The organism is Gracilimonas qinghaiensis (assembly GCF_046602855.1).
GTDB lineage: Bacteria > Bacteroidota > Rhodothermia > Balneolales > Balneolaceae > Gracilimonas.
This window is the reverse complement of record NZ_JBKINJ010000001.1, coordinates 932,421-948,844: the sequence shown is the minus strand read 5'-3', so window position 1 is coordinate 948,844 and position 16,424 is coordinate 932,421. Positions and strand designations below refer to the sequence as shown.

The window sequence follows — 16,424 nt, the reverse complement described above, 5'->3', positions numbered from 1 at the left end:
ACGGGCCACCACCAATATTGTAAATCGTTAATTTGATTCTTCATGTCGCGCTGAATATAAAGGCCTGTTCAGGTTTATGCAATACAGAATCCTGATTTGTTACAATTAATGATATAGTGGACTTACGATTTATCATTGATTAACATTAGCATAAACCTGATGCTATAATTTAATGAATCTGATTTAATTCGAATCACCGCTTGTGAACCGGCTTTGGCACTGCACACTCATTAGGGATTCAATAGACCTTTTAGATCATGAAGAACTCAGAAGCTTTAGCCAAACTCTATCATTCGTTGAACCCAAACGCAGAAAAGATCTATGTGGTACCGCTGATACGGTTCTCCCACAAGAAAACAGATTACCTATACCTGCTATACAAAAATTTGATCGAAAGTGAAGAGTTTAAGATAAGGTCCATAAGCATTTTTGATCATTTTAAACTAATCGCAGCTATTCTAACAAACAGAAACTCCATATTACATTATCATTGGTTTGAATTTCAAGACTTCAAATCTTTGATAGGGATGCCCTGGAAATTGTTTTGTATTTACTTCTTTCAAAAACTTGGAGGAACTGTTGTATGGACTATTCACAATGAATTTCCCCACGACCGTAAGTATTTAAATCTGCATCTTTATCTGCATCAGAAAATGGCCAAGTGGTCGAAAGCTTTACATGTTCATTGCGCCAAGGCCGTTGATATAATGTCCAATCGTTTAATGTGTGATAAGGAAAAATTTCACGTTATATCCCACCCTGAATATCCACTGGATTCAATCGCTAAGAATGAGGCAAGAGACCTCCTAAGAACCCATTACAAAGTTGTATTAGAAGATGAAGAACCAATTTTGTTAATGTTTGGAAATATCAGCAGGTATAAGAGAATGGATCTGGTGGCAACATTAATTATTGAATTTGATCTAAAGTGTAAACTGTTGATCGTAGGTCCAATTAAAAAAGGAAATGAAAAGCTTTACAAGAAATTAGGTGTTTACGAGCAATCAGATGACAGAATTAAGGTCATACCTCATTTTATTGGAGAAGATCGGGTAAGCTGGTTCTTTTCGGCCGCTGACATCTCCGTATACAATTATAGAGAGATTTTGTCCTCCAGCAGTTATCATATGGCACTAGCGTTCAATAAAGCTGTATTAGCCCCTGATATTGGCTGTTTGTCTGAAGAAGCTGAAAAAACAAATGTCTTTCTGTTCAAAGATCAAAATGAATTAAAAGATTTGATAAAACATCACGCTGCTGAGACCCGGAAAGATGACAAGGCCTAAAGAAAAAGCTTTCTGGATCGTAACCGGAAATCTTCTTGGTCGTGGCATGACTTTTATTGTTTCTATCGACCTTGCAAGAACACATGCCATTAATTGATATGAGTTGATCATTTTACTATATCTATACCTGTTCCGCATATAAACTAGTTTGCTGACAGCATGAGATTGTATTGTAAATCAGCTGTAATCCTGAAATTCATCAGTGCCTTCCGGTCCATAATCATCCGTAAAGAATTGGATAGCACCTATCGTAATACCTTTAAGCACGAAAATCGTGAATACAATCATCAAACCATATTCTTTGAAGGCAAGTATGAGTATCAGATAAGTTATAAATAGAATAAAGGTCCCTCTCTGTTCACGGATCGTATTTCGGTCAAATCTTGGGATCTTATCAAATGGAAGCGTACTTACCATCAAAAAAGATATCACAACAATGATAGGTATCAGAGCTGAATTGACTCCGTTTTCAAGAAATGAAAACAGTTCTACAGAGTCTTTAAAGGTCAAAAAGAAGGATCCCAAAATAATAGCCTGTGCAGGAATTGGTAATCCTATGAAAAAACCCTGAGAGGGCTGTAGGCGTGCATTAACATTAAACCGTGCAAGTCTTACTGCGCCGCATAAAGGAGGAAGTGCACTAACTATGATCCCTACAAAACCAAGTTCATGTAAACTCCAGCTGTAGATCAGGAATCCCGGAGCGACTCCAAAAGAGACCATATCACTGATCGAGTCCAACTCAATACCAAAATCACTGGTGGCATTGGCCAATCTTGCCATTAATCCGTCAAAAACGTCAAATAAACCGGCTAAAGCAATCAGCCAAGCTCCCAGTACAAAATCTTCATTGGATATAGAAATAATCGCAAGAAAACCACTGAAAAGGTTCATTAAAGTAAAGAAACTAGGAACGGCAATTCGTTTATTTACCGGTGGCTTTACCTCCTTTCGTCGCTTCTGTCGCTGCTTGAATGAGTGATATTTCTTTTGGATAGGATATTTCATTATTGAATAGTTCCAAGTACAGATTCCCCGGCTACAGTCTTATCTCCTTCTTTAACCTGAGTTGTAACATTACCGGGGACAACAACATCCATTCGCGAACCAAATTTCATAATGCCAAAACGTTCTCCTGCAACAAGGTCATCACCCTCATTGATCTTGTAAACGATACGACGTGCCAAAAATCCGGTAATCTGACGGAAAAAGATTTTGGTTCCTGATGGATGAAGAACTCCAAAGTCTGCCCTCTCATTGAGTTCCGAAGCATGCTCGGTCCATGCCATTAGATATTCGCCCGGATGATATTTGACATATTCCAACTTTCCTGAAACCGGATTTCTATTAACATGAACATTCAAAGGTGATAAGAAAATACTGATCTGTGTTGCTTTGCCTTTTAAATAAACGTTTTCTTCAATTTCCTTTATAAAAACAACCTTACCGTCTGCCGGTGCAATAATTAGATTGGTATCAGAGGGAATATTTCTATCCGGATCTCTAAAAAAATAGACCGTTAAAGCTGTGAGGACTAAAAATACAGAATAGAACATGTAGGTTATCCTCTCCGGTAAATAATAACCGGCAAAGCCGCTTACCAATAACGATACTAGAACAACGAATGCAATTGTGCCGTAACCTTCTTTAGAGATCATTTTTATAATCCAAAATACCTGAATGCATCATTAAACATAACAAAAATAAAGAGCCCTATCATTAAGAAGAAACCGATCTGTTGTGCCACCATTCGAACCTTTTCGGAGGGTTCTCTCCTGGTAATTCCTTCATAAAGCAGAAATACCAAATGTCCTCCATCCAATGCAGGTATAGGAAGTATATTTAATATGGCCAGCGTAATACTTAATAATGCCGTTATGTTCCAAAATCCAATCCAACCGGCTTGATCAGTTGCCTCGCGAGTAATATTTGCAATGGCAATTGGTCCGCCAAGGTTTTGTTTAACTGAAATATCGCCTGTTAACATTCTTGCAAAACCCTGCAAAATGCCGGTGGTTTGTTCAATGGTTTGATTATAACCTTCACCTATGGATTCAAAAAAACCGTACTCAATGCGTTCAAAACCCAGAGATTGAGGATTAGGTGAAGCAATTCCTATAGTTTTACTTTCTTGGTCAGGCATAATGGATGCGTAGAATAATGAGTCTGCCCTCATTACACCAAAGTTTATAGCAGTGTCAGCTTCTTGTATGATCTCTACTAATTGCACCCAGTAGCTAACGCTGTCACCATTGGCAGAAACGATCCTGTCTCCAGCCTTGAGCCCGGCTTCGGCTGCAGGTCTCCCTGCCGGTACAGATGATACCTTACTTGGAAGCATGTAGCTTATATCCAGGAATCCACGCGTTTGAAGACTGTCCAGATAGTTTGAACTTACAGGCACATTGATCTTCTGACCATCACGCAACACGGAATAGTTCAGGTTATCAGCTGTTAACTCAGAGGCAGAAACCAGATCATTGAAGTAGGTTACTTCCTTTCCGTTTACACCTACGATCTTATCACCGGTTTCAAAACCAATCTCATTTAAAATGGAAGTTTCAGGTACATAAATACCCTGTGATTCCTGAATTGGCAGTACCGCTTTCCCATTGGAGTAGGTCATCCCGAAGTAGATAAAGAAAGCGAGGATCATATTGAAAATAACACCGGCAGTTATAGTAATAATTCTTTGCCATACCGGCTTGCTTCGGTATTCCCAATCTTCAGGTTCTTTTTCTAAATGATCGGTATCCATACTTTCATCTATCATCCCTGAGATCTTAACGTAACCTCCCAGTGGTGTAGCACCAATGCAATAATCAGTATCACCTTTCTGAAATCCCCAGACTCGTGGTGGAAATCCAATTGAGAAGCGTTCAACTCTCATGCCAAATAGTTTAGCCGCCAAAAAATGACCCAACTCATGTACAAAAACGAGGATCATGATCGCCCCGCCGAATATGAGTAACGTGTTTAATAAACTTAAAAACCAATCCATGTAATTTATTTAAATATTGATGCTGCGAATGCTCGCGTTTCTTTATCTATTTCTTTAATCTTATCAAGACTCAAACTATCATTCAAATCTATGTTCGCCAAACTTTGTTTCACAATTTTTGGGATTTGAATATAACCAATTTCTCGATTCAAAAATCTCTCAACAGCTATCTCATTTGCTGCATTCAAAACTGTAGGAGCAAACCCGCCTTTGCTGATGCTTTCCATCGCTAATCTTACACAAGGAAACTTCTGAAAGTCAACAGGACTAAACGTCAGGCTATGCGTTTTACCCCAATCCATTCTTGGCGTCTTCAATGGAAGTCTGTCAGGATACCCTAAAGCGTATATTATGGGTACTTTCATATCTGGTGGCCCCATTTGGGCCTTACTTGAACCGTCTTTAAATGTAATAATGGAATGAATAATACTTTGCGGATGAATAACGGGCTCAATGTCTTCAACAGGAATACCAAATAACCAATGAGCTTCTATGATCTCGAGGCCTTTATTCATCATCGTGGCTGAATCTATGGTTATCTTATCACCCATATCCCAGTTAGGATGATCGAGAGCTTCTTTTAAGGTTACTTTTTTTAGCTGATCGACTGTGTGGTTCCGGAATGGCCCACCACTTGCTGTGATCACTATTTTCTCGATATCCTTCATATCTTCACCGGCCATACACTGAAACATGGCACTGTGCTCTGAATCTACAGGTATAAGTTCAGCATTTGATTGTTTCAACTCCTTCATGATAATCTCTCCACCAGCTACAAGAGATTCTTTATTAGCCAATGCTACCTTTTTGTTGGCCTGAATAGCATTCAAAGTTGATTCAAATCCTGCAAAACCTACAAGACTATTAAGTATTATATCAGCTTCATCCAGAGTAGCTAAGGCCGGTAAATGCTCTTCACCACTTATTATTTTTATAGAAGAAGATATATTGCTTCGAAGATCAGAATAATAATCTGAGTTACATATTAGGGCAAATTTAGGAGTAAATTCATTGATCTGGTCCGAAAACAATTTCCAGTTGGTATTAGCTGAAATTGCTAAAACCTCAAATTGATCAGGATGTTGCCGGACGATCTCAAGAGCCTGCGTACCAATGGATCCTGTAGAGCCCAAAATAACTAGTTTTTTCTTTTTCACTCTTAGAGATGAATAATCTTCAATTTTAAATTCTTTATAGACCCTAAAGGTAAGGAATGAATGTTCAAAACCCCATTTCTTTTGCTACTTCAAACATCTGAGCGTGAGCTGTAACCGTCTCAGATAATGACGGTGCATACCCGCCTGAAAGTAGTAAAGTAATCGGTTTATCCCATTGAGTGACAGTCTCAATTACAATGCGATCTCTTACCCTTAATCCATTTAACGTTAATGATAATCTTCCAAAATGATCTCTCTTTAAAGGATCGATCCCTCCAAGGTAAAAGACAAGATCCGGATCAAATTCGCTTTTTATCTTATCTAAAGCACTAATGAGCACATTATGATAGTCTTTGTCATTTGTTTTATCGGGTAGCCCAACATCAAGATCTGATGGAGGCTTTTTGAAAGGGTAATTATTTTGCCCGTGAATAGAGAATGTATAAACTGATTCATCATTCTCGAATATATGAGCCGTGCCGTTTCCTTGATGAACATCACAATCAATGACGAGCACCTTGTTTACCCACATAGATTGTTGAAGAACGCGAATGGCAACTGCAACATCATTGTATACACAAAATCCCTCGCCATAATCCGGCATGGAATGATGCGTGCCCCCGGCCAAATTACCGGCTAATCCATCCTGCAAAGCCATCAAACCGGCATTAATAGTGCCTTGTACGGCTAATCTCGACCTAATGGCAAGCGACTTACTCCATGGCAACCCCATTCTGCGGATTTCTTTTTTATCTAATTCTCCGGTCCATACGGCTTTTGCATAACGATCGGTATGTGCCGTGATTAGACTTGAAAATTCAACCAAAGAAGGCTTAACTACTTCATTTTCAGATACGACATCATTATTGACAAGATAATGATGTAACGCTCTGAATTTCTTCATCGGGAAAACATGATCATCGGGGATATCCGCAACATAACCCTGGCTATAGCTCACTCTCAAGATAAATTACCTAATTAAGTTTAATCATAGCCATCATTCTTCCACTCTTGTTCTTCTGCCGCCGATAAGAATAAAAATACTCATTATCGATTGTACACTTTCCACTTAATTCAATATTCTCTTCTGCAATTCCCTGTTCCATCAACTGATCTTTAATAAATGTATTGAGATCTACATGAGGCTTTTCATAAGAGGTGAGATCTATATAGCGAGAGGGGAATTGAATTGCTACTTCCTCTCCCACTTCAAAGTTCTTCAGGGATATACAGGGGCTAATAAATGCTTTTATTTGTTTGGACTCAGCCCCTAGCTCTTTCATTCTCATAATTACTTTGATGCAAATATCATCAACAGCTCCTCTCCATCCGGCATGTGCAGCCCCAATTACATGATTTTTTCTGTCTCCCAATAAAATTGCTGCACAATCAGCCACTTGAATAGCAAGTACAAGGTTTCTTTCATTCGTTACCAGTCCATCTGTGTCAGGGTATTCACCGCCGGTGTCAACTGTTTCTATATTGGTCTTGTGAATCTGTTTTGCATAAGCTAATTCATGCTGCTCAATTTTCAACCTTTTAAGTAGTAGATTTCTGTTATGCTCTACTACTTCTATTGGCTCAATTGTATTTAATCCAAGATTCAGACCCGGTATATTACTATTCTGATTTACATTTTGATGATTTCTGAGCGTAAACCAACTGGAAATACCATGCCCATTTAGCAATGCAGGCTGGATATATTCAATCCGGGAAGACATCATCTAATTTCATTTTTATAAGACCTAATGGAAATTCCAGACCGGTCCACATTTTAAATGACTTAGCTGCCTGATGGATCAACATATCCAAACCACCCACTGGTATTCCATCAGCTTGTTTTGATTGTTTTAAAAATTTTGTTTCCTGTGGATTATACACAACATCATAACAAATTTTACCTGTTAAAATATCTACCTGATCGTCTGCTACCGGAGATGCTTCGATATTTGGCTCCATACCTAAAGGGGTTGCATTGATTATAATTGAAGCATCCTCTGCATAGGCTGTCCAGTTATCATAATTACACATCTTTATATTACCGGAAGTATCATATTGTCCGGGTCTCCTTGAAACCATGATAATATCTTCCAAACCCATACCCTGTAATGCAAAGTTTATGGCTTTTGTGGCTCCCCCCGTTCCAAAAATAACAGCCGTTTCTCCATAGAGTTCATCCTCATATTCTTCAATGGGAACCCGAAATCCATATTCATCCGTATTTTCTCCAATTATTTTTCCATCTCGCTTCACGATGGTGTTAATTGCTTCAATTTGAGCCGCTTCCATTCCGAGTGTATCCATGGCTTCAAACACAGTTTCCTTATACGGTATAGTAACATTTGCCCCAAGGAATTCCAGTTTATTGAAGTGTGCTATCAAACTTGGTATTTCACTCTGACGAACCCCCACTGCGTGATATTCTGCTTTAAGGTCGTGGTGTTGCAGAGCAATATTGTGCATCAGCGGTGAAACACTGTGACTAATGGGGCTGCCAATGAGTAAATAATGCGGGCGATGGCTCGACTCTGAAGCTAAAAATTCACTGAAATTCATAATGGTGATCTAATGACAAAAAAAATGCGCATCGTTAAGGATGCGCATTCAATATGAAATTATATATCGATCTGACTAAGCAGTAACTTCTTCTTTCTCTTCATCAGTTTCGATCGGAGTTTCTTTAAAAGTTCCTCCTTCGGCTAGTTCTTTGAACTTTGCCAGATCTTTAGCTAACTGAGCCGGTGAATCTTCAATAAAAGAAGCAAGTTCTTCCTCTGGTTCACCGAAAAAGGTTCGGTAGTCTAATGAAAACTCAACGCGAGTGCGTTCTCCATTATCAAGTGGAGTAAAACGTATAGTACCTGTTTGATTCAGGTTACCACTTATGGTAATCCAGGCAAAACGGGTATTACGTAGGTTGTCGATTAAGTTAGTTGTCCAACTGTACTCTTCGTCCCCTATCATAGTTTTATACTCAAATGTCTGCGAGTTGACTCGCTCTACTTTGTCGATGCGTTCCAAAAACTTAGGAAATTCAACTGGGTTGCTTAAGAGTTCGTAGACTTTGGCAAGAGGTAGATCAATTTCGATTCTTTCGTGCGCCATAATTTAATACTTGGTAGTTATGATCGTTAGAATTGTATTCTTTTGATGAACTGGTTGTCATGGAAAAAGGCAGGACTCATCCAGATTGTTCTAAATTTACGGATAATATGACTAAGCCTCAATTATCCTGGCACATAAAAATTTATTTTCTATAACTTTTTATAATAAAAAGTCTTTTATTCCGAAGATTTGCCGAATACGAGGGTCGATTAAAGCAGTCTATTTTCAAGATTACTTACGATCTCTTCATGTATTTCCTGAACTCCCTGCCCCGCATCAATTGTCTTAAATCTCTCTTCAGTTTTAGCTATCTGTTCGAATCCATCGAATACTCGTTTAAAAAATGAATCTCCTGAAAGCTCCATCCTGTCTTTCTCAAATCTTTTGGTTCGTTCAGCAGCTTCTTCCAGACTAAGACGAAGGTAAAAAGTGACATCTGGGGTCAAATTATGGGTAGCAATCTCGTTTATCTGTTTGATCTCTTCAATTGGCATGCTTTTTCTTCCAAAGCCTTGATAGGCAGTTGTTGAATCAAAGAACCGGTCTAGGATCACTACAACATCTTTCTTCAGTAAGGGTAATAACTTTTCCGCTACAAGTTGTGACCGTGCTGATGAAAATAGCAAAAGCTCTGTAACCGGATCTATTTCGATCTCAGGGTTCAACAACATACCTCGGATCATTTCAGATACATCTGTTCCTCCGGGTTCCCGGAAAACCTGTACCTCATAACTTTTATCTCTCAAATATTGCTGTAATAGTTCAATTTGAGTCGATTTACCGCTTCCGTCTATTCCTTCGAATGTTATTAACATATTATCGACTATTCATCCCCTGTTATTGTTCACTTAATTCATCAGAGCACATACGCAGGCTGTATTGACAATATCTTCCCAGCTGCAGCCTCTTGATAGGTCCATCATAGGTTTTGCCAATCCTTGTATCACAGGCCCTGTAGCTGTTGCATCTGCCAATCTTTCTGTAATTTTATAAGCAATATTTCCAGCATCCAAATTTGGAAAGATAAATACATTGGCCTGACCCGCTACTTCAGATCCAGGAGCTTTACGTTTCGCGATCTCAGGGATGATTGCGGCATCAAACTGAAGTTCACCATCTGCGGAAAAATCCAGGTTATGAGTTTTTACGATCTCAAGTGCATTTTTCACCAAATCGATACGCTCGTGCTGTGCACTGCCCTTCGTAGAAAAAGACAACATGGCTACTTTGGGATCTGTACCGGTGACTTTTTCATGTGTTTGAGCTGAATCAATGGCAATGGTTGCTAGCTGCTCCTCATTTGGATAAGGCACAACGGCGCAATCTCCATAAGTGTAAACCCTGCCGTCTTCAAAACTCATGATAAAAACACTTGAAACAACATTTGATCCCTTTTTTAACCCAATGGCTTGGATAGCAGCTCTCAGCACATCTCCTGTAGTTGCTACAGAACCGGCCACAGCTCCGTCTGCATCTCCGGCTGCAAGCATAGAAGCAGCAAAGAAAAGTGGATCCTTTATAATTTCGATGCTTTCAGCTTCAGAAATTCCTTTATGTTTTCTTCTTTCGTAAAAAGTAGTTGCGTAAGCCTTTAGCCTTTCATCCGATACAGGATCGATCACATCTAAATGTTTTGGAATAGAAGCCTCTTCATTTTGAATTAAAATCGGCTTTGCTAAATTATTATCCTGTAAGTATTCAGCAGCTTTAATTACTCGAATATCTGATGAACGAGGCAGAACGATCCTTTTTGATGTTGATGAAGCTCTTTTTCTTATATCTTGTATGAAATTCATTATCCTATCAATAAATAGATTGAAATTACAGCAACAGCCAAACCTGACCACTGCTTTACTGTCGGTTTATCTTTCCAGACCCAAACACCTATAAGGGTGCCTAAAATAACCAGAGAAACATTTACTATCGGGAATACTACCGAACCTGGCATTAATTTCAACGCATAGATCAAAAAGATAGAAGAATATAGGTTTACTATTCCAGTGGCTATACCATAGCCAATTTCTTTAAAGGTAAAATGAAGTTCTCTTCTTTTTATCAAAATGCATAATCCTGTCAGAAATGAAATAAAAAATATACCTGATACAAAAAGTTCTTCTGAAAGTTGTGATGCAAACATTCGTTCATAAACTTTCAGGCCTGTATCTGCAGCTCCGGTCATTAAAAAGATCAAAACAGGAAGCCATGCATCCGATATTCCGGATATTCTTTTTGTTTTGATCCTCGGTACCATCAACAGTAACGCTACTAAAGCCATTAAGATACCCAAGTACCGTATTGAAGCTAATTCTTCCCCAAAAATAAATAAGCTGACTGCTATCGGGAATATCAATGACATACGCATAGCCGCTATACTCACTCCCATCCCCACACGATCGATCGATCGACTGTATACCACCAAATTACCGATGAATATTAGACCTAATAAGATCATCACACCTAAAATTACAAACTCTTGGTCAATTAGGATCAGACTCTCAGAACCGAATTCAGCAGAATTGAACAGACTTATCAGTGATCCTGCCAGATAATTTATAACAAGAATATTTAACACCCTCATCTTATTATTCTCTGCTATCTTTAAGATCTGAGCAATAGAAAGGGAACAACAAATGCTTAAAAAGATGAAGATAAAAGCCATTATTCAACTAATTGTATATCGGATCTGCCAATTAGTACAGGATCCTGAGGTCGATCATAGATACTTCTAGATCTGAACGGTACGTTTCTCTTCAGATGGTCCAGGATCTGATTTATTCCCGTTTTGTTCTGTTTGAGTGCCTCTGCCAGATAATAGGTAAAAATACTGTGTCGGTTTTTTTCACCATTTTGTGAAGAAAACACACCTGAGCGCTGTGAGGGTGTGCTTGAAAAAATTACAGCAGATTGTGAAATATCCTTCGATAGATCAGATAGAAAGGCTTCATAATTAAAATCAGAATTATCAGTTTGAAGAATGTCGAGATCTACAAAGCCAATAAACTGAGTCGGCTGAGCTTCTCTAATTTCTTCGAAAAACATTTTCAGATTTATAAGCCCGGAATCCTCACCAGTATAGTCAGTACCAAGTATATATAAGTTACCATCTTCAACTATAGCATAACCATTAATGTAAGCGATAACCCTTTTACGGTTACTGTCAAGTAAATTTACCAGACGGTCAGTTGCAGTATTCAATTGTTCAACTGAATCAATATTAAAGCTTCGAATGATGTTATTTGAGCGAATACCAAGAGCCTGTAAGAAGTATTCTTCTATCAGCTGACTATCACGATCACCGTATGTTCTTTCACTATACTGCCCTGAATACTGATCATTTGAAAGTATAAATGCAGCTGTATTTTGTGCAAGATCATCTAAAACCGGAATATCTCGTTCCACATCTATAGACCCAAATGGTATATTTGGAATGGTAACCACGGTAAGGTCTGAGGAAAACTCAGCAGGCCTCCAGATGGTATACACATCGCCGACTGATATCCAGGTTTCTGAAATTCCATACAAAACCTTGAACCATTCTTCTTCCCTTTGAACTAACTTAAGTTGACTGCCCTTTGCCAGATCAGTTAATACATTATCTGCATTCACATCTGGTGCATTTCGTAATGGTGATACATCTGTATCAACTACTACAAACTGTTCGAATATTGATGATATCGGTATATTCTTTAAGGCTGTCAGTGAATCATACTCTATAGATATATTTAAATTAAATTCAGGATCTTCCCCAAATAAATTTGAATTCACCTCATCAACCAAATTTATTGAAACGTTATTTTCGGTAAATGTATAATTCTTGTCTGTGACTAAAAGGCTGTCTCCATATGAGATAGACACTTTTGCCGGTTCATCAGTATAAGGCAGGGTTTCTATAGTATCAGCAACCACTACCGTGCCGGTTTTACGAAGCAGTCGAGTCTCCCCGGTTTTAGTTGGCTCGTCCACCGGTTTCATATTCAAAAATGATAAGCCTGTTAATAATGTGCCAGCGCCTATCAAAGAATATCTTTGAGGACCAGTTGGCTGTTGTAATAACTGATCAGAAAATGCTGCATAATATGAAAGACCAGCTCCGGCTACACCCAACATTACATATCCTAATCTTGGGCGATATCGTTGTATGTAACGTTCAGTCTTGATGCGCTGAGCATACTCATATGAGTTAACTGCCATTAAGTCTACATCAAGGATAGGTATTTGAGGTGTGATTGTGTCATTCGAATCAAGGTAAAATTCTGACTTGATCAATTCATAATCACTGATATCTGTTGCGTCTTCCTCAATAACTACCCAACTGGTACTTGAACAAGAAACTGTCAAAAGAGAAATCACTACTAAAAATAAAGCAGTCGTTGACTTAAACAAGAGCCGAGCAGTACAAACTGCAATTCTAAGAACAGAATCCCATATTAAAAGTTTTAAGCCCATGGAGTTTGTTTGGAAGCTGTTGCAATTTTTGCTGCATCAATAGCGATCACTAATTCTTCATTTGTTGGAATTACGTGCACCTCTGTGTCAGAATCTTCAGTAGTAATAAGAGTGCTCTCTCCTCGATCTTTGTTTTTATTTAGATCCAGTTTCACACCGGCATAATCCATATCTGACATGATCTTTTCCCGAATTGGTGCAGCGTTTTCTCCGATACCACCGGTAAAAATAATGGCGTCAACTCCATTCATGGCAGCTATATATGACCCAATATATTTTTGGACTCTGTAACAGAAAACATCAATCGCCTCTATACATCTACGATCACCATTCTCTGCTTCCTCGAGAAGGTCTCGCATATCAGCAGCATATCCACTCAAGCCAAGCAGTCCACTGTGTTTATTCAATAACGCATGCACATTTGCCAGGGAAAGTTCCTCTTTATCGATGAGATAGAACAAAATAGAAGGATCGATATCACCACTTCTGGTACCCATCACAAGTCCTTCCAAAGGTGAAAACCCCATGCTGGTATCGTAAGAGTTCCCATCCTTGATAGCTGTTACTGAACAACCATTACCTAAATGACATGTGATGATCTTTGATCCTTTTTTTACTTTATCTGTTATTTTATAGTACTTCCGACTTACGTAATAGTGAGATGTTCCATGAAAGCCATATTTTCTGATCTTATACCTCCTGTATAAACGGTTTGGTATACCGTACAAGAAAGCATGTTTTGGTATTGAGTGATGGAATGCCGTATCAAACACTGCTACGTGAGGAACATCCGGTAAATGTTTTTTTGCAGCCCTGATTCCATCCAAATTTGGCGGATTGTGAAGAGGAGCAATATCGAATGCCTGTTGAATAGCTTCCTCAACATCTTCATCAATAAGAACAGAGTCTTTAAAAGTCTCCCCTCCATGTACCACACGGTGACCTACAGCTTCTATTTCACCCAAAGACTGGAGGTGATCATTATCAGCTTCCACCAAAAGTTCCATAATGGTCTTTAAGGCGGAGGCATGATTTTCAATAACCATTGTTTTTTTGAATGGTTTCTCGCCTTTAAATTCCTGCTTAATGATCGAGGTGACTGCTCCAATTCTTTCAACCAATCCTTTACACAGACAATCCTGAGTTTCAGTGTTTATAAGCTGATATTTGATGGAAGAACTGCCACAATTTATAACTAAAATTTTCATGAGTGAGTTAGAATGAGATTACGGCTCCTATGCCAATTAAATTACGATATTTAAAATGCTTTTCAGATCCCATTGGTTTGGAAATCCAAAACGGAACTTCATACCTGAGCGCAACACCTCTGTCTTTTCCGAGATAATCAGGGATATTAATAGAAAACTGCACACCGATACCGGCATCTGCGACCCAAGTAGGGTTTTCAACCATTGGTAAATTCACGGTTTCTTCTTTATCAAAAGTGCATCCCAAATCACCAAAAACATAGGATCTTAGTTTCACGAAATCCCCAATGATGGTGCGATCAAGTTTATTATTTAAAAAATTTGGAAACTCAAATTCAGTATTAAATGCAGCTATAGATTTATACTGAGGAACGCCTCCGTTACTTAAAATTTCAAAATCGTGGCGGGTATACCCTCTTAGGTTAGGGCCACTGGCAAAACTGATCAGACCACTGCTAAGCCAGGATTCTTTAAGTGTTCCTTTGGCTCTGGAAATACCAGTATCTAACCACTCCATGGGCAGTCCAAAACTATAACCAAACAGATATTCAGGAGCCCCATCCTCAGTTACATATCCACCAAAACCACGCAAACGTAGTTTAAACAGATCATTCAAAAATATTTGCTCTGTAATTTCAAGAGTTCCAACCGTAAAATAATTAGATGCTTCATTTACATTTTGAAGAAGAGTGAACTGAATATCAAACTTTTGTTTGTCCCATTTCTCACTGATCCAGAAGTTTAAGCTTATTATTGACTTCCAGTCATCCTGCCAAAGTTGTGGATAAGGTCGGTATGCAAAATCGATCAATTTTTCCTGACTGAAACCTAATGAAAGTTCTTTAAACTGAAGTTCATCAAAACCGGGTTGCCATCTTTTGTTAAATGAAACTTCGTGATAACTGTATCCTGTCCTAATTGTTGATAACAGCTGTATGCTTCCTTCATTGGCATACGAAGATATACCCTTTATGGGCTCGGTATATCTAACAAAATAAGACAACGGGGACTTAGGCAGTGCGGTCCCTAGCCAAAGACCTGCGTCAAGCCGATGGGGACCACTTCTGAATTCCCCCTCCACATTACCGGCTACACGAACTCCCAGTCTGATACCATCAACGGAGTTATACCAAACATCAGGTGCAAAAGACAACTCATATTCATCCGATTGTGCCATTAATCCAGCAGGCAGTAGAACAAATATGAAAAATAAAATCAGACTTCTATGATCCACTCTGGTAATATTTCGTTAGTTTCATTTTTTAGCAGCTCATCAATAAGCTTCATTAAACGCTGTTGCTCAGGCCATTTTATAAAATCAGAAATCTGCTGAATGGTGATCCACTTGTAGCCAGTATGTTCATCATCCAATTTTATGTATCCCTGATCTGATAATTCTGCTGCAAAAGCTGGTATACTGTGTATCATATCGGTTGTGTGTTCATAGAACTGATTTACAGAGGGGACCGACCAGTACTTTAAAGGTTTGAGGCCAGTTTCTTCTTGGAGTTCTCTTAAACCCGCATTCCAACTTGTTTCACCTGACTTTACCTTGCCCCCAATCATCCGCCACTGTTCAGCGTAGATCTTACTTGATGATCGCTTAAGAACCAAAAAATGGACCTCGCCATTTACGATCTTGTATGGGTAAACGTCGATGAGTTTTTTCATATTTTAGATGTAGTGATCAGTCGATCTCAATTTTCAAGATCTCAAGTTCAAGTTTACCTGCCGGTACATCAACTTTAACTACTTCGCCTTGTTCCCTGCCAAGAAGTGCTTTTCCTATAGGTGATTCAATGGAGATCTTACCTGCAGCAAAATCAGCTTCATTAGGTGAAACGATGGTGTACTTCATTTCCTTATCCATTTTTTTGTTCAAAATGGTAACCGTAGTGAGTACACGGACTCTTGAGAGATCAAGATCTTTCTTGTCCAGTACCCTTGCATTTGCAAGTGCATCCTCAAGTTTGGTAATTCTGTCCTCGAGGTGTCCCTGTGCTTCTTTGGCGGCATCATACTCAGCATTCTCACTAAGGTCCCCTTTTGCTCTGGCTTCAGATATCTCTTCAGCTATCTCCCTGCGTCCTCTTGATTTCAGGTCTTTCAACTCAGCATCAAGCTTGTCATAACCTTCTTGCGTCAGATATTGAACTTTACTCATAATCTTTTTTTAATCGGTTTCTATAAATAAAAAAAGCAACTTACCGGTGGCAAGTGG

The 16,424-nt window shown here is 38.8% G+C and carries 17 protein-coding genes; 1 reads left to right on the top strand and 16 read right to left on the bottom strand.

The annotated features are described in order from the left end of the window. The first annotated feature begins 257 nt into the window (after positions 1-257). Positions 258-1,286 carry a glycosyltransferase family protein gene (locus tag ACKGJO_RS04175; protein ID WP_411322143.1) on the top strand — a complete coding sequence of 343 codons (1,029 nt, stop codon included), beginning with the start codon at positions 258-260 and terminating at the stop codon, positions 1,284-1,286. Positions 1,287-1,463: 177 nt separating this feature from the next. Here the strand turns inward: ACKGJO_RS04175 and pssA are convergent, their stop codons facing one another. The 16 genes from pssA to greA all read right to left on the bottom strand — a co-directional run bounded on the left by pssA (position 1,464) and on the right by greA (position 16,367). Next, positions 1,464-2,294 (bottom strand): CDP-diacylglycerol--serine O-phosphatidyltransferase, encoded by an 831-nt coding sequence (gene pssA, locus ACKGJO_RS04170; RefSeq protein ID WP_411322142.1) that lies wholly within the window; start codon positions 2,292-2,294, stop codon positions 1,464-1,466. Continuing rightward, on the bottom strand, positions 2,294-2,944 hold the full coding sequence (locus ACKGJO_RS04165; RefSeq protein WP_411322141.1) for a phosphatidylserine decarboxylase family protein: 651 nt from the start codon (positions 2,942-2,944) through the stop codon (positions 2,294-2,296). The genes pssA and ACKGJO_RS04165 overlap by 1 nt, the downstream gene beginning before the upstream one ends. A 2-nt stretch (positions 2,945-2,946) precedes the next feature. Further along, on the bottom strand, positions 2,947-4,287 hold the full coding sequence (gene rseP, locus ACKGJO_RS04160) for an RIP metalloprotease RseP (protein ID WP_411322140.1): 1,341 nt from the start codon (positions 4,285-4,287) through the stop codon (positions 2,947-2,949). Positions 4,288-4,292: 5 nt separating this feature from the next. After that, on the bottom strand, positions 4,293-5,444 hold the full coding sequence (locus ACKGJO_RS04155) for a 1-deoxy-D-xylulose-5-phosphate reductoisomerase (RefSeq protein ID WP_411322139.1): 1,152 nt from the start codon (positions 5,442-5,444) through the stop codon (positions 4,293-4,295). Between the two features lie 64 nt (positions 5,445-5,508). Next, complete coding sequence (locus ACKGJO_RS04150; RefSeq protein ID WP_411322138.1) at positions 5,509-6,348, bottom strand: histone deacetylase family protein; 840 nt, start codon at positions 6,346-6,348, stop codon at positions 5,509-5,511. Between the two features lie 70 nt (positions 6,349-6,418). Next, on the bottom strand, positions 6,419-7,165 hold the full coding sequence (gene pgeF, locus ACKGJO_RS04145) for a peptidoglycan editing factor PgeF (protein WP_411322137.1): 747 nt from the start codon (positions 7,163-7,165) through the stop codon (positions 6,419-6,421). Then, the gene (aroE, locus tag ACKGJO_RS04140; RefSeq protein WP_411322136.1) at positions 7,149-8,000 is read right to left on the bottom strand and encodes a shikimate dehydrogenase; all 852 of its coding nucleotides are present in this window, start codon (positions 7,998-8,000) and stop codon (positions 7,149-7,151) included. The genes pgeF and aroE overlap by 17 nt, the downstream gene beginning before the upstream one ends. 75 nt (positions 8,001-8,075) lie before the next feature. Continuing rightward, positions 8,076-8,549, bottom strand: coding sequence for an SRPBCC family protein (locus tag ACKGJO_RS04135; RefSeq protein WP_411322135.1), 474 nt, complete (start codon positions 8,547-8,549; stop codon positions 8,076-8,078). A gap of 209 nt (positions 8,550-8,758) precedes the next feature. Next, positions 8,759-9,364: a dTMP kinase gene (gene tmk, locus ACKGJO_RS04130; RefSeq protein WP_411322134.1), complete on the bottom strand. Its 606-nt coding sequence runs from the start codon at positions 9,362-9,364 to the stop codon at positions 8,759-8,761. Positions 9,365-9,397: 33 nt separating this feature from the next. Continuing rightward, the gene (gene pta / locus ACKGJO_RS04125) at positions 9,398-10,345 is read right to left on the bottom strand and encodes a phosphate acetyltransferase (protein WP_411322133.1); all 948 of its coding nucleotides are present in this window, start codon (positions 10,343-10,345) and stop codon (positions 9,398-9,400) included. Beyond that, a complete protein-coding gene (locus ACKGJO_RS04120) occupies positions 10,345-11,208 on the bottom strand; it encodes an EamA family transporter (RefSeq protein WP_411322132.1) in 864 nt (287 codons plus the stop codon). Before ACKGJO_RS04120 ends, pta begins: the two co-directional genes overlap by 1 nt. Beyond that, positions 11,208-12,932 carry a caspase family protein gene (locus ACKGJO_RS04115; protein ID WP_411322131.1) on the bottom strand — a complete coding sequence of 575 codons (1,725 nt, stop codon included), beginning with the start codon at positions 12,930-12,932 and terminating at the stop codon, positions 11,208-11,210. The genes ACKGJO_RS04120 and ACKGJO_RS04115 overlap by 1 nt, the downstream gene beginning before the upstream one ends. A 53-nt stretch (positions 12,933-12,985) precedes the next feature. Next, complete coding sequence (locus ACKGJO_RS04110; protein ID WP_411322130.1) at positions 12,986-14,203, bottom strand: acetate/propionate family kinase; 1,218 nt, start codon at positions 14,201-14,203, stop codon at positions 12,986-12,988. 7 nt (positions 14,204-14,210) lie between these two features. Next, positions 14,211-15,380 carry a hypothetical protein gene (locus ACKGJO_RS04105; protein WP_411322129.1) on the bottom strand — a complete coding sequence of 390 codons (1,170 nt, stop codon included), beginning with the start codon at positions 15,378-15,380 and terminating at the stop codon, positions 14,211-14,213. Positions 15,381-15,418: 38 nt separating this feature from the next. Continuing rightward, the gene (locus ACKGJO_RS04100) at positions 15,419-15,874 is read right to left on the bottom strand and encodes an NUDIX domain-containing protein (protein ID WP_411322128.1); all 456 of its coding nucleotides are present in this window, start codon (positions 15,872-15,874) and stop codon (positions 15,419-15,421) included. Between the two features lie 16 nt (positions 15,875-15,890). After that, entirely contained in the window at positions 15,891-16,367 is a 477-nt protein-coding gene (gene greA / locus ACKGJO_RS04095; RefSeq protein WP_411322127.1) for a transcription elongation factor GreA, read from the bottom strand. Positions 16,368-16,424: the final 57 nt, after the last annotated feature.

Coding starts and splice junctions, on each gene's coding strand:
- ACKGJO_RS04175 (WP_411322143.1), top strand. CDS start 258: ATGAAGAACTCAGAAGCTTTAGCCAAACTCTATCATTCGTTGAACCCA.
- pssA (WP_411322142.1), bottom strand. CDS start 2,294: ATGAAATATCCTATCCAAAAGAAATATCACTCATTCAAGCAGCGACAG.
- ACKGJO_RS04165 (WP_411322141.1), bottom strand. CDS start 2,944: ATGATCTCTAAAGAAGGTTACGGCACAATTGCATTCGTTGTTCTAGTA.
- rseP (WP_411322140.1), bottom strand. CDS start 4,287: ATGGATTGGTTTTTAAGTTTATTAAACACGTTACTCATATTCGGCGGG.
- ACKGJO_RS04150 (WP_411322138.1), bottom strand. CDS start 6,348: ATGAAGAAATTCAGAGCGTTACATCATTATCTTGTCAATAATGATGTC.
- pgeF (WP_411322137.1), bottom strand. CDS start 7,165: ATGTCTTCCCGGATTGAATATATCCAGCCTGCATTGCTAAATGGGCAT.
- aroE (WP_411322136.1), bottom strand. CDS start 8,000: ATGAATTTCAGTGAATTTTTAGCTTCAGAGTCGAGCCATCGCCCGCAT.
- ACKGJO_RS04135 (WP_411322135.1), bottom strand. CDS start 8,549: ATGGCGCACGAAAGAATCGAAATTGATCTACCTCTTGCCAAAGTCTAC.
- tmk (WP_411322134.1), bottom strand. CDS start 9,364: ATGTTAATAACATTCGAAGGAATAGACGGAAGCGGTAAATCGACTCAA.
- pta (WP_411322133.1), bottom strand. CDS start 10,345: ATGAATTTCATACAAGATATAAGAAAAAGAGCTTCATCAACATCAAAA.
- ACKGJO_RS04120 (WP_411322132.1), bottom strand. CDS start 11,208: ATGGCTTTTATCTTCATCTTTTTAAGCATTTGTTGTTCCCTTTCTATT.
- ACKGJO_RS04110 (WP_411322130.1), bottom strand. CDS start 14,203: ATGAAAATTTTAGTTATAAATTGTGGCAGTTCTTCCATCAAATATCAG.
- ACKGJO_RS04105 (WP_411322129.1), bottom strand. CDS start 15,380: ATGGCACAATCGGATGAATATGAGTTGTCTTTTGCACCTGATGTTTGG.
- ACKGJO_RS04100 (WP_411322128.1), bottom strand. CDS start 15,874: ATGAAAAAACTCATCGACGTTTACCCATACAAGATCGTAAATGGCGAG.
- greA (WP_411322127.1), bottom strand. CDS start 16,367: ATGAGTAAAGTTCAATATCTGACGCAAGAAGGTTATGACAAGCTTGAT.